Annotated in this window: 11 protein-coding genes and 1 pseudogene; 6 read left to right on the forward strand and 6 right to left on the reverse strand. The window is 68.0% G+C overall.

Going from position 1 to position 12,282, the window contains the following annotated elements; translation table 11 throughout:
* Positions 1 to 486 (forward strand): ABC transporter substrate-binding protein (locus AC1DFE_RS23185; protein ID WP_476908190.1); only part of this gene is annotated, 486 nt, incomplete at its 5' end.
* A gap of 86 nt (positions 487 to 572) precedes the next feature.
* Here the strand turns inward: AC1DFE_RS23185 and AC1DFE_RS23190 are convergent.
* Both AC1DFE_RS23190 and AC1DFE_RS23195 read right to left on the reverse strand, forming a co-directional pair.
* Positions 573 to 1,040, reverse strand: a complete 468-nt coding sequence (locus AC1DFE_RS23190; RefSeq protein WP_476908191.1) for a hypothetical protein — start codon at positions 1,038 to 1,040, stop codon at positions 573 to 575.
* A gap of 179 nt (positions 1,041 to 1,219) precedes the next feature.
* Entirely contained in the window at positions 1,220 to 1,936 is a 717-nt protein-coding gene (locus AC1DFE_RS23195; RefSeq protein ID WP_476908192.1) for a GntR family transcriptional regulator, read from the reverse strand.
* 116 nt (positions 1,937 to 2,052) lie between these two features.
* Between AC1DFE_RS23195 and AC1DFE_RS23200 the strand changes: the two genes are divergently transcribed.
* The 5 genes from AC1DFE_RS23200 to AC1DFE_RS23220 all read left to right on the forward strand — a co-directional run bounded on the left by AC1DFE_RS23200 (position 2,053) and on the right by AC1DFE_RS23220 (position 7,330).
* A complete protein-coding gene (locus tag AC1DFE_RS23200) occupies positions 2,053 to 3,471 on the forward strand; it encodes a sugar porter family MFS transporter (protein WP_476908193.1) in 1,419 nt (472 codons plus the stop codon).
* Entirely contained in the window at positions 3,471 to 4,442 is a 972-nt protein-coding gene (locus AC1DFE_RS23205; RefSeq protein WP_476908194.1) for an N-acetylglucosamine kinase, read from the forward strand. Before AC1DFE_RS23200 ends, AC1DFE_RS23205 begins: the two co-directional genes overlap by 1 nt.
* Before the next feature lie 51 nt (positions 4,443 to 4,493).
* The gene (locus AC1DFE_RS23210) at positions 4,494 to 5,573 is read left to right on the forward strand and encodes an SIS domain-containing protein (RefSeq protein ID WP_476908195.1); all 1,080 of its coding nucleotides are present in this window, start codon (positions 4,494 to 4,496) and stop codon (positions 5,571 to 5,573) included.
* Entirely contained in the window at positions 5,570 to 6,721 is a 1,152-nt protein-coding gene (gene nagA / locus AC1DFE_RS23215) for an N-acetylglucosamine-6-phosphate deacetylase (RefSeq protein WP_476908196.1), read from the forward strand. Before AC1DFE_RS23210 ends, nagA begins: the two co-directional genes overlap by 4 nt.
* A 132-nt stretch (positions 6,722 to 6,853) precedes the next feature.
* A complete protein-coding gene (locus AC1DFE_RS23220; protein ID WP_476908197.1) occupies positions 6,854 to 7,330 on the forward strand; it encodes an NUDIX hydrolase in 477 nt (158 codons plus the stop codon).
* A gap of 6 nt (positions 7,331 to 7,336) precedes the next feature.
* Here AC1DFE_RS23220 and AC1DFE_RS23225 read toward each other — a convergent pair whose 3' ends face one another.
* From AC1DFE_RS23225 to AC1DFE_RS23240, 4 genes and pseudogenes are all read right to left on the reverse strand, one after another.
* A complete protein-coding gene (locus AC1DFE_RS23225; protein ID WP_476908198.1) occupies positions 7,337 to 8,257 on the reverse strand; it encodes an NAD(P)-dependent oxidoreductase in 921 nt (306 codons plus the stop codon).
* A 5-nt stretch (positions 8,258 to 8,262) separates the two neighbouring features.
* A complete protein-coding gene (locus tag AC1DFE_RS23230; protein WP_476908199.1) occupies positions 8,263 to 10,182 on the reverse strand; it encodes a TRAP transporter large permease in 1,920 nt (639 codons plus the stop codon).
* Between the two features lie 156 nt (positions 10,183 to 10,338).
* On the reverse strand, positions 10,339 to 11,361 hold the full coding sequence (locus AC1DFE_RS23235) for a DctP family TRAP transporter solute-binding subunit (RefSeq protein WP_476908200.1): 1,023 nt from the start codon (positions 11,359 to 11,361) through the stop codon (positions 10,339 to 10,341).
* Between the two features lie 91 nt (positions 11,362 to 11,452).
* Positions 11,453 to 12,282 (reverse strand): annotated as a pseudogene (locus AC1DFE_RS23240) (flagellar biosynthesis protein FlgA); the annotation flags it as partial.

The raw sequence follows: 12,282 nt of genomic DNA on the forward strand, positions 1-12,282 counted from the left end.
GCATGGTTGCCCGAGCCGTGGGCCTCCCGTTTGGTGCTCCAGGCCGGCGCGAAGGTCCTGGTGGATGAGAAGGACCTGTGGGACGGGTCGCTGACCGGCAAGCCAGGGGAGTTCCCCACCACCATCCTGATCGTGAACAAGAAGTTCGCGGCGGAGCACCCGCAGACCGTGGAAGCCCTGCTCAAGGGCCACGTCGAGGCCGTGAAGTGGCTCAACGACGCCCCGGCCGCCGAAAAGGCCACCGAAGTGAACGCCGCGCTGAAGGAAGCTGCCGGCAAGGCGCTCCCGCAGGACGTCATTGACCGTTCGCTGAAGAACATCGTGTTCACGGTTGATCCGCTGGCCGGAGCGTTCAAGAAGCTGCTGCAGGACGGCGTGGACGCCGGCACCACCAAGCAGGCCGACATCAACGGCATCTTCGACCTGGCCAAGCTGAACGAAGTCACCGGCGAAAAGACCTCTGCCGCAGGGCTGGGGAAGGAGTAATCCGGCACGACAGACAAAAGGATCCGGCGGAAACATTCCCGCCGGATCCTTTTTGTTTCCAGCCGGGCCCTACAGCGCGGTCACCCTCACAACGCCGTCGAATAGTCCGCGGAATACTCCGGCACGGCCGAATATTCGGGCACGGCATAGGGGCCCTCCGCGTCTTTCAGGGCGTAATGAAAGACCATCCCGCCCGGGCTTTCCTGGCTCCCGACATACTCAGCGGCCAGCCATTCCCCGCCGGCCAATGCTCCGGCCCAGGCATGGGCCTCCTCCCAGTGGACGGCGGAAGCCTCCCGGCCGGGCTGCTGGCTCATGGACACGGCCACCCGCACCGAAGGCCCGCCGCGGGAAGAACGGGGGCCGGTGAAGCCGACAATCTCCACGGAAACTCCGGGGGTGGCCAGGCATGGCCTGCGGGCCATGGTGGTGGCCGCTGCGTCCAGGCCGCCCGAACCGATGTCCTGCCGAGCCAGCGCGTGCACCTGGCTGCGGAAGGTGTTCAGCTCCGCGCTGCACTGCGTCCTGATCCTGTGAACCAAAGCTGTGATCATGTCCCCCTCGATTCAGGGAGGGCGTTGCGCCGCCCCGTCGCTGATTATGGACTTACCCAACCACTGGGTAACTTGCTTCACAACGCTTGGCGACACCCGCCGTCGTGCAACGCAACAGTGCTTCATCTTCCGCAGTTGGGCGTAACAGGCCGGTGTGCCGCCCGCAGGAGAACGCCCCGTCAGACGTGCATCCGCGCCACGAACCGGAACCTGTCGCCCCGGAATACCGACTCGGTCCACTCCACGGGCCGCCCGTCGGGGGTAAAGCCGAGTCGGTGGACCAGCAGCATGGGGGCGCCCATCTCGACGTCGAGGAGCTGCACCTCCGCCGGTCCGGCCAGCTTGGTCTCCACGGTGTCCTCCACCTCGGCGATCCGGATTCCGTAGTCCTCGCGGAGGGCAGCGTATAGGGAGCCGCGCTCGGCCACTGTTCGCGCCAGGTCCGGCAGGGGCCCGGCGAGGAACGCAACCTCATGCGCTAGCGGCTCGCCGTCCACCAGCCTGATCCGCTCCACCCGGTGAATGTCCGTTCCCGTTTCCACCGCCAGGCGCCGCGCCGTGGCCGGGTCGGCCGGAAGCACGCTTACGTCCACGATCCGTGCCGCGGCCGTGAGGCCCTGGCTCGCGGCGTCATCGGAAAAGGAGGTGAGCTGGCGGACGTGCGTCACCTTCGGAGGCGCCACAAACGTCCCCCGGCCCTGTGTCCGGTCGAGCCGGCCCTCTGCCACCAGCTCACCGATGGCCTGCCGGACAGTGGTGCGGGACGTGCCGTACTGCTCCGCAAGCGCGCGCTCGGTGGGGATCAGCGTTCCGGGCGCCGCGTCCTCGATGAGGGTGAGGATCTGCTCCTTGAGTACGTAGTACTTAGGCAAGGCGGCGGACGCAGAGGTTTCCATGAATCTGATGCTACCTATTGACACGAAAATTGGTCTAGGCCAAAATGATGGAAATTGGTTTATACCAATTCTGCATACCAACCCATTTCCCCCTTCCCACCCTCAAGGACCCAAAGATGTCGTTCCTGCAAGACCTGCGCCAGACGCCCCGCCTCGGCCTTCTGGTTGGCGGCGCTGCCGCCACCATCGGCATAATCTACGGTTACGATCTGTCGAATATCGCCGGCGCCCTGCTGTTCATCACCAAGGAGTTCCAGCTCTCCACCAGCCAACAGGAGCTGGTGACCACCGCCGTCGTCGTCGGTGAAGTTCTGGGCGCCGTCCTCGGCGGCTGGCTCGCCAACAAACTGGGCCGCAAGGTCTGCATGGTGGGCGTGGCCGGAGCCTATGCCGCCTTCGCGGTGCTCAGCGCCCTCGCCGCTGATGTCCCCATGCTGCTCGTCGCCCGCCTGCTCCTGGGCCTGACCATCGGCATTTCCGTGGTGGTGGTGCCTGTCTTCGTGGCGGAGTCCGCGCCGCCCAAGGTGCGCGGCGCCCTGCTCGTGGCTTACCAGGTGGCCACCGTCATCGGCATCATCATCGGCTACCTGGCCGCCTACGCCCTGTCCTCCACCGAAAACTGGCGGCTGATGCTGGGCCTCGCTGCCGTCCCGGCCCTCGCGGTCCTCGCCGTCACCCTCCGCCTTCCCGACACCGCCCGCTGGTACATGATGCGCGGACGCACCGAAGACGCCCGCCGCACCCTCAGTTCGATCGAGCCGGATGCCGACGTCGACGCCGAACTGGCGGAGATGCGCCACGCCATCAGCGAAGAGCGCGGCGGCGGACTTCGCGAGATGCTCCGTTCGCCATACCTGAAGGCGACCGTGTTCGTCGTCGGCCTCGGCTTCTTCATCCAGATCACCGGCATCAACGCCGTGGTCTATTACAGCCCCCGGATCTTCGAGGCCATGGGCTTCACGGGCAACGCCGCCCTCCTGCTGCTGCCCGCGCTGGTCCAGGCCGCCTCACTGGTGGCGGTGTTCGTCTCCCTGTCCCTGGTGGACCGGGTGGGCCGGCGCCCCATCCTGCTCGGCGGCATCGGCATGATGATCGCGGCCAACGCCATCCTGGTAGGCGTCTTCATGGCCGGACGCGACTTCGGCGGAATCCTGACAGTGGTCGGCTTCCTCGGGGTCCTGCTGTTCAGCGTGGGCTTCACCTTCGGCTTCGGCGCGCTGGTCTGGGTATACGCCGGCGAGTCGTTCCCCGCCCGGCTGCGCTCCCTGGGCGCCAGCGCCATGCTGACCTCGGACCTCGTGGCCAACGTGATCGTCGCGGCGTTCTTCCTGACCATGCTGCAGCGGCTCGGCGGCGCCGGCGCATTCGCGGTGTTCGGTGTGCTGGCGGTCGCCGGATTCGTCTTCGTCCACCGCCTGGCTCCCGAAACCAAGGGCCGGAACCTCGAGGAAATCCGCCACTACTGGGAAAACGGTGCACGCTGGCCGGAAGCCACCGGCAGCTCTGACAACAGCAGCAAGCCGGCGGCCAAGTAATGCGGCCCGTCCTCGGGCTGGACCGTGTCCTTGGTTTGGATATTGGCGGCTCCAAGACGCACGCGATTCTGGCGGACGGCGACGGCGGCGCACCGCCCGCGCAGAGCGGCACTGAGTGCACGGTGGGCAGCGCGAACATTGCCTCCGTCGGGCCGGACGAAGCCGCCACGGCGCTGGACGGCCTCGCCGCCCGGCTGGGCATCGACGATCCCGCGGGCCACGGAATAGACACCGTGTTCGCCGGCGCCGCCGGAGCGGACACACCGGCAGCCCGGGAACACCTGACCGGCCTGCTCGCCCGCCGGTTCCCCGGAGCCCGGATCCACGTGCACCACGACACCCGCATCATTCTCGCGGCCGGCGGCCTCGCCGCAGGCACGGTCCTCATCTCCGGCACCGGCTCCGCCGCCTGGGCGAAGGCCGTCGACGGCCGGGAGGCCCGGGCCGGCGGCTGGGGCTACCTGCTCGGCGACGAAGGCAGCGGCTACGCGGTGGCCCGCAGCGCGGTCCGCAACGCCCTGCAGGAATCCGACGACGGCCTGCCAGCCGGGCCGCTGGCTGCCCGGCTGCTGGTGCAGACCGGAGCCACGGAACCCGGCGAACTGCTGGACCTGTTCTACCGCCGGCCGGAACGCCGGTACTGGGCCGGGCTGGCGGCAACAGTGTTCGACCTCGCGGCCTCGGACGCCGCGAGCGCAGCCATCGCCGAGGACGCCGCGCAACACCTCACCGGACTTGCCCTGACCGTGAACCGGAGGCTGGACTCCCTTCCGGACGCCGACCCGGTCCTGCTGGCCGGCGGCATGCTGGTGAACCAGCCGTCGCTGGCGGCCAGGGTGCGCGAATTGCTGGTAGCCAGCGGCCTCACGGACGTCCGCGTGCTGGACCGCGCGCCCGCCTGGGGCGCCGTGGAGCTGGCCCGCCAACTTGCCGGCGCACCGCTCCGGCCAGCCGCCAAAATCCCCGCCTGATCCCCTCTTCCTTACCCCTCTACCCCGCTGATCCGCACCTCAAGGAGACCCATGACCGCCCAGCACATCACAGCCCCGAACAACAGCACCGCCACGACCCCACTTCCCGGTTCCCTGATGGCCGCCGAAATCCTGGAACAGCCGGAGGCATTCGCCCGGCAGCTCGAGCACGGGCGCCCCGCCATCACCCGCCTGGCCGGCGTTCTCCGGAACGCGGACATCAAGTTCGTCCTCCTCGCGGCGCGCGGCACCAGCGACCATGCTGCCCTGTACGCGAAGTACCTCATCGAGACGGTGCTGGGGCTGCCCGCCGGGCTGGCGTCGCCGTCGAGCCTCACCGTGTACGGCGCCAAGCCGAAGATGGACGGGGTGCTGTGGCTGGCAGTCAGCCAGTCCGGCGGCTCCCCTGACCTCGTGGACTCCACCGCCGCTGCCGCCCGGGGCGGCGCCCTCACCGTGGCTGTCACCAACGCCCCCTCCTCGCCGCTTGCCACAGCCGCCAAGCACCACCTGGACATCCTGGCCGGGCCGGAGCGCGCCGTGGCCGCCACCAAGAGCTACACGTCCCAGCTGCTGGCGCTGTGGCTGCTCATCGACGCATGGGCCGGGGGGAACGGCGCCGAAGCGGCGGACCTGCCGCGTTCCGCCGCCGATGTCCTTGCCCGGCCGGAGATACTGGAGGTTGCAGACCGATACCGCTTCGTGAACCACATCATCACGACGGGCCGCGGCTTTTCCTACCCCACCGCACGGGAGGCGGCACTGAAACTGATGGAAACGTCCTACCTGGCCGCGCACGCCTTTTCCGGCGCGGACCTGCTGCACGGGCCCTTCGCGATGATCGACGCCGACCGGCCCGTCATCGCCGTAGCCTCGCCCGGCGCCGGCGGCCGCGCCCTGCATCCGGTGCTGGACCGCCTGGCCGAACGGGGCGCGGACGTCTGCCTGGTGGGCGACCCCGGTGCTGCCCGCCCGCTGAACCACGTGGTGCCGCTGCCGGCCGTCCACGAGCAGCTCTCACCGATCCTGGAAATCATGCCCCTGCAGCGGCTGGCCCATGCGATGGCGTCAGCCCGGCACCGGGACCCGGATGCTCCGCGCGGGCTGCGCAAGATCACGGAAACCTGGTGAGTCCGACGCTCCTTGCTGCCTCCCGGGTCATCCTGCCCGACGCCGTGCTGGAGCCCGGCTGGGTGGAAACCGACGGCGGCCGGATCACCGCGGCGGGTCCCGGGCTGCCCGCCCGTGAACCCGACGCCGAGTTTCCGGACGCCACCCTCGCGCCGGGCTTGGTGGACGCCCATATCCACGGGGGCGGCGGCTTCAGCTTCAACGACGCTGACCCCGCTGCCGCCGCGGTCCGGATCGCCGAGGTGCACCGGATGCATGGCACCACCACGCTGATGGCCAGCCTGGTCACCGCCCCGCTCCCGGAGCTTGAGAAGGCGGTGGCCGCGCTGGCGGCCCTGGTGGAGGAAGGGGTGCTGGCCGGGATCCATCTGGAGGGCCCGTGGCTCAGCCCCGACCACCGGGGTGCCCATGCGGGGGACCTTCTGCTCGCGCCGGAACCGGCGGCCATCGACCGGCTGATGCTGGCCGGACGGGGCACCGTCCGGATGGTGACCATCGCGCCTGAACTGGCAGGGGGCCTGGCCGCCATCCGGCAGATCACCGGCTACGGTGCTGTCGCTGCCATTGGACACACGGGTGCCGGCTACGACCTGGCCCGTGAGGCGATCGACGCCGGAGCCACCGCCGGGACCCACGTGTTCAACGCGATGCGGCAGCTGCACCACCGGGAGCCCGGCCCAGCGCTGGCGCTGCTGGAGGACCCCGCCGTGTTTGCCGAGGTGATAGCCGACGGCGTCCACCTCCATCCGTCGCTGGTCCGCTTCATTGCCGCCAGCCCGGCACGCGCAGTCTTCGTCACCGACGCCATGGCGGCGGCCTGCGCGCAGGAAGGCAGGTACCAGCTGGGCGGGCTGGACGTCCGGGTGTCCAATGGTGAGGCCCGCCTGGTCAGTGACGGCACCATCGCCGGCAGCATCCTCACGCTGGACGCGGCGGTACGGCACGCCGTCCACGACGCCGGCATCCCGCTCGCCGACGCCGTCCGCGCAGCCAGCCAGAATCCGGCCGACATGCTGGGGCTGTCCGACGTCGGCCGCATCGAAGCCCGCCGGAAGGCGGACCTGGTGGTCCTCACCCCGGAGCTCCACGTGGCCGCCGTGATGAAGGCAGGCCGCTGGCTTCGCAAGCTCGCTCAGTCGTCGTCATAAGCCGGCTAAGTCGGCCATGCGCAGGAGGCCCCGGCGGGCCAGCGGGTCCGTGGCGGCCACTCTGCCCGCCGGACGCGGCGGCCGCCGGTCACTGCGTGTGTCCCCGGAGTAGCCTTGGGGCAGGAGGGCAACATGGCGGTCAGGAGTGCAGGCCTTCTGCTGTATCGGCAGAATAACGGGACGGAAGTGGAAGTGTGGATCGCCCACATGGGCGGACCCTTCTGGGAGCGCAAGGATGACCGCGCCTGGTCCATCCCCAAGGGCGAGTACCTCGAAGAAGAGGATCCGCTGGCGGCGGCGCAACGTGAGTTTGCCGAGGAGATGGGAGTCCCTGCTCCGTCCGCCGACTACGTGCTGCTGGGCACCTTCCGGCAGCCCTCGGGCAAGCTCGTCACGGCATTCACGGCCGAGTCCGCCTTCAAACCCGAGAAGATCCTGAGCAACACCTTTCCGCTGGAGTGGCCCAAGGGGTCGGGAACGGTCCAGGACTTCCCCGAGATTGACCGCGCCGAGTGGATCACCGAATCCGAGGCACGCATCAAGCTGGTCAAGGGCCAGCTGCCCATCCTCGACGCGCTGCTTGAGCACCTCGGAGCACGACGCCCGTGAGGTGGCTTAGCCCGACTGCCCCAGGACCGTCCGGTAAATCCCGGTGTGGTCCAGGTCGCCGTCGCCCGCCGCGACCATGAGCTCGAAGGCGCCGCGGACGCTGGCGGAGAGCGGAAGCGCCAGCCCGCTGTCCTTGGCGATCTCGGCGATGAAGTTCAGGTCCTTCAGCTGGTTTTTCGCGGAGCCGCCGCCTTCGAAGTCCCCGTCGATCCAGCGCTGGCCCTTCTGCCGGAGAACCTCCGAGTTCGCCAGGCCGCCGGCCAGGATGGACTGCACCTTCCCAAGGTCAAGGCCGGTGGCAGTGGCAACGGCCATCGCCTCGGCCAGGGCCGTGACGGTGGCGGACACGACGATCTGGTTGCAGGCCTTGGCCGTTGATCCTGCGCCGGCCTCGCCGAACCAGACGACCGTGGAACTGTAGAGCTCGAAGAGCGGCAGGAGGCGCTGGACGGTGTCGCGCGGCCCTCCGGCCATGGCGCTGAGCCGGCCCTCCTCGGCCCCGATGGTTCCGCCGCTCAGCGGCGCGTCCACCACCGTCACCCCGTACCGGCTCCGGCAGTCCTCTGCGAACCGGGCCACGGCCACCGGGGACACTGTTCCGTGAATGACCAGGACCGGTTCCTCGATGCCGGCAGCCTTCCATCCGGCCAGCAGTCCGTCCTCGCCGGGCAGCAGGCTGGCCACCTGCGGCAGGTCCGGCAGGACGGTGAGGACGACGCCGGCGGCAGCCTCCGCTGGAGTGCCGGCCACCCGTCCCCCGCCGATAGCCCTGGCTTTTTCCGCGGTGCGGTTCCAGAGCGTGAGGGGAACGCCGGTGGCAAGGATGTTCCTGGCGATCGGGGCGCCCATGGGGCCGGTGCCCAGCAGGGCCACCGACATTGGAACCCCGGGCATCATCTGGTTTTGCGTGTCTGTCACTGTGCTCATCTGCTTTAGAAGGGGATCAGGCCGGCCACGGCGGGCAGGAAGGTGCTGAACCACGGAACGGCGGCAAGCACCAGCAACCCGATGAACACCGCGATGAGGTACGGCCAGAAATGCTTGAGGCTCTTTTCCACGGTTTCGTGGCCCGTTGCGCAGGCGACATAGAAGCCGACGCCGGCCGGCGGCGCGAACGAACCGATGCCCATGGCGATGATCAGGACCATGGCGTACTGCACCGGGTTCACACCGAAGTCGGTGGCGATCGGCAGCAGCAGCGGCGCGAAGATCAGCACGGCCGGCAGGCCTTCAAGCAGCTGGCCCATGATGACCAGCAGCACAACGGTGAACAGCATGAAGAGGACGGGCGAGTCGCCGAGGCCGGACATGAGGTCGTGGATCTGCTGGGACACACCGGCGAGCGCCAGCGTCTGCGCGAGGGGTGAGGCGGCCGCGATGATGAACAGGACCATGCCCGCCGTCGTCGTTGTTTCCCGCAGGGTATCGCCGAGCAGCCGCTTGCTGCCGCGACGGTATGCCCTGGCAAGGATGAAGGCGTAGGCGACAGCCACCGAGGACACCTCGGTGGGGGTGGCGAAGCCGCTGAGGATGCCCACCACCATGCCGACCGGAAGCAGGAGCGTGGGGATGGCGAAGAAGGTGGCGGAGCCGCGTGCACGCCAGGTGGCCTTCGGGCTGGACACGCCACCCTGCTTGCGGGCACGGAAGAAGACGAGCCCCATGACCACGAGGGCCAGGAACGCGGCGGGAACGAATCCGGCCAGGAACAGCGTGGTGGTGGAGATGGTGGTGATGGAGCCCAGGATGAGCAGGACGATGCTCGGCGGAATGGTTTCACCCATGATGGCCGAGGCGGAAAGCACCGCCACCACTTCGCCGCGGGGGTACTTGCGTTCCTCGAGCATGCCGCGCATTGTGGTGCCCACAGCGGCGACGTCGGCAACCTTGGAACCGGAGATGCCGGAGAAGATGTACATCGTAACGACGACCACCTGGAGCAGTCCGCCCCGTAGGTGTCCGATGAGCGCATCCACCAGCTTGGCAAGCGGCAGCGTCAGGCCGGCGGAGTTCATGACGGTTCCGGCGAGGATAAAGAACGGGATGGCCAGCAGCACGAAGCCCTTGGCGCCTGATGCCATGCCGATCGGGATGGCGGTGACCTCCGAGATGCCGCCCAGGTAGAGGTAGATGCCCGACGCCAGGGCAAGTACGAACGCGATCGGCAGGCCGAGGAACAGCAGGGCGAACAGGCCAACAAGAACCACACCGAGCAGGACATTGGGCGAGGCGTAGTAGAACAGCGGCTGGGCGAAGATGACGGCAGCGGCCATGACAGCCGTGATGCCGGTGGCGATCAGGACCGCGCGGCGCGGCTGCCGCCAGAGCTTCAGGACGGCGAACCAGGCGATGAGCACCATGCCCACTGCGAACGGCAGCGACACCCAGAACACCGGCAGCTGGAGGATCGGCGTCTTTTCCTCGAGCTGCTGGACCAGGGTGGGAATGAACAGGGCCAGGGAGCCGGCGCTCATGACGAAGACAAGGCAGTCCACGAGGGCCGCCAGGTACGGCTTCCAGCTCGCCGGCAGGCGCATCACCAGCGCCTGGACGGACATGTGGGCGCCCTTGGGGTAGGCGATGGCACCGCCGATGAAGGCGATGGTGAGCAGTGCAATTTCTGAGACTTCCTGTGTCCACAGCACGGAATCCCCGGTGACAACCCGGACCATGATGTTCAGCAGGATAACCACGAGCTCGGCGAGGATGGCCGTGCCGACAGTCCATTCCAAGGTCTTGTCCAGCCAGACCGCTCCGCTCCAGCGCGGCGGGACGTGCCCGTGGTGGAGGATCTCTTCCGCGTCGGAGGGAAGGACCTCTTCGAGCTCCTTGGGGGCGAGTGTGTGTTCCATGTTTTTCCAGACTGTCATCGTTGAGAGCGGGATGCTGAGAGCGGGCTGCTGCGGGCGGGGAGGCAAAGTGCGGGAAGGCAAAGTGCGGGACGGTGAGGGCGGGGATGGTGTTCGAGGGCCGGGGCGCCGGAGTGCGCCTCCGGCCCTCGACGGGGTTTACTTGGCTGCCGCGATCGCCTGGTCGAAGAACTCCTTGCCGATCAGCTTCGAAAAGTCCGGGTAAAGGCTCTTGGAAACAGCCTTGAACTGCTCGAGGCCGGCGGCGGTGGGCTCGTTGGCCTTCATGCCCTTGGCGGTGAGCTCGGCCAGCTGCTTCTCCGACTGCTCGGTGTCGTATCCGGTCTTGAAGGTTGCGGTCTCAACCGAGGCGTCGGTCAGGACCTTCTTCTGGTCCTCGTTCAGAGAGTCCCACTTCTTGGAGGACAGTGCCAGGACCCAGGCGTCATTGATGTGATGCGTCAGCGAGACGTACTTCTGGACTTCCGAGAACTTGTTGGTCCACGGCACCTCGATCGGGTTTTCCTGTCCGTCGATGGTTCCGGTCTGCAGGCCGGTGAAGACCTCGGAGAACGCTATGGTGGTGGGGCTCGCGCCCAGCTTGCCGAAGAAGTCCGTCCACAGGGGGTTGCCCGGCACGCGGATCTTCAGGCCCTTCAGGTCCGACGGCTGTTCGATGGGACGCTCGGAGTTGGTGATCTGGCGGCCGGTCCTGGTGAGGAAGGAGAGCGCCACGGTGTTCTTCTCCTTGAGCTTTTCCTTCAGGACGTCGCCGGGCTTGCCAGCCAGGAACGCGGCCTCCTCCTTCGTGTCATCGAAGAGGTAAGGAATACTGATCGCGTTCATCTCGGGCACCACGGACGCGTACACCGAGGTGGACAGGATCAGCGCGTCCAGCGAGCCGCCCTGCAATCTCGTGACGGCCGCGTTCTGGTCCCCGCTGAAGCTCGTTCCGTTCGGCACCACCGTGACAGCCACCGAGCCGTTGGAGGTCTTCTTCACCTGGTCTGCGAAGTGCTGGGCAGCGACACCCACCGAGGAGGTCAGCGGGTCCGGGATGGACAGCTGGATCTTGGCTACGGGTGCACCGCCGCCGGGCGCCCCGGAGGCGCAGCCGGCGAGGACAGAGGCGGCAAGGGTGCATGCCAGCACTCCGGTGAGGGCGCGGGTCTTCGATTTCATGTGATGCCTTTCTTCATTGGAAGGAGTCTTGTTCCCGTGTGCGGGAGGGTTGGGGTTCGCAGCGCGGCGCGGGAGGTGGGGATGGAGGTGGTTAGGAGGTCAGCGCAGCTTCGGCGACCAGCGCCTCAGTTTCGCGGCGCAGTTCGAGGGCCTGGGAGAGCGACTCATCCATGATGACGTCTTCCCAGCGGACGGTAGCGCCCTTGGCGACGTCGGCACGCAGCTCCACGTGGTGCGCCAGGGCTACGGGCAGGGCGCCGATCGCCACGGAGTGCTTGGCCGAGACGAGCTTGCCCCAGACGGTGAAGCCGCCCTCGCCGTCGAGGAACTCGCCAGCGAACAGGTCCTTCTTGGCGGTGGCCACGACGTCACCGAAGAAGCCGACGGGCGAGCCGGTTGCGATGCCGCGCAGGGCTGCGTTGGCGATGGAGACGTTCAGTTCGAGGCCCACATAGTGGTAGGGGCGGTACAGGGCTGCGTACTGGCCGGTGGGGTCCGGGTGCCACGGGTATTCGGTGAAGCAGCCGGAGACGTAATCATTGGTGGCCTTGACGACGACGAAGACGCCCTCCTGGGTGTTGAACGGGATCCAGTCACCCTCGCGGGTAACGCTGGACATGACGTCCACGCTTCCCTCGTGCGCCAGGGCACCCCCGACGTCGGCCGGGCGGCAGATGGTGGCGATCTCTTCCACGTCGCCGGGGGTGAAGGTCAGCCCGGAGTCCGACGGCGTGAGGCCGGCGCCGTTGGCGACGGCGGCCATCTCGATGGATGCCTTGGTGCCGTCACGGAAGGAGGTGTGCATGTACGGGTTCAGCTGGCCGGAGTCGGTGAGCTCCTTGGAGAACTCCCAGTTTTCCCACACGTTGTCCGGGTTCATCTCGTGGTAGTGCTCGAGGTACTTGGCGCCCTTTCCCGCGC

The sequence above is a fragment of the Arthrobacter sp. 05T423 genome (assembly GCF_056396245.1).

Bases quoted from the DNA above. Each gene is read 5' to 3' on its own strand.
- AC1DFE_RS23210 (WP_476908195.1), top strand. From the start codon at position 4,494: ATGACCGCCCAGCACATCACAGCCCCGAACAACAGCACCGCCACGACC.
- AC1DFE_RS23225 (WP_476908198.1), bottom strand. From the start codon at position 8,257: ATGAGCACAGTGACAGACACGCAAAACCAGATGATGCCCGGGGTTCCA.
- AC1DFE_RS23235 (WP_476908200.1), bottom strand. From the start codon at position 11,361: ATGAAATCGAAGACCCGCGCCCTCACCGGAGTGCTGGCATGCACCCTT.
- AC1DFE_RS23195 (WP_476908192.1), bottom strand. From the start codon at position 1,936: ATGGAAACCTCTGCGTCCGCCGCCTTGCCTAAGTACTACGTACTCAAG.
- AC1DFE_RS23205 (WP_476908194.1), top strand. From the start codon at position 3,471: ATGCGGCCCGTCCTCGGGCTGGACCGTGTCCTTGGTTTGGATATTGGC.
- AC1DFE_RS23220 (WP_476908197.1), top strand. From the start codon at position 6,854: ATGGCGGTCAGGAGTGCAGGCCTTCTGCTGTATCGGCAGAATAACGGG.
- AC1DFE_RS23190 (WP_476908191.1), bottom strand. From the start codon at position 1,040: ATGATCACAGCTTTGGTTCACAGGATCAGGACGCAGTGCAGCGCGGAG.
- AC1DFE_RS23230 (WP_476908199.1), bottom strand. From the start codon at position 10,182: ATGGAACACACACTCGCCCCCAAGGAGCTCGAAGAGGTCCTTCCCTCC.
- AC1DFE_RS23200 (WP_476908193.1), top strand. From the start codon at position 2,053: ATGTCGTTCCTGCAAGACCTGCGCCAGACGCCCCGCCTCGGCCTTCTG.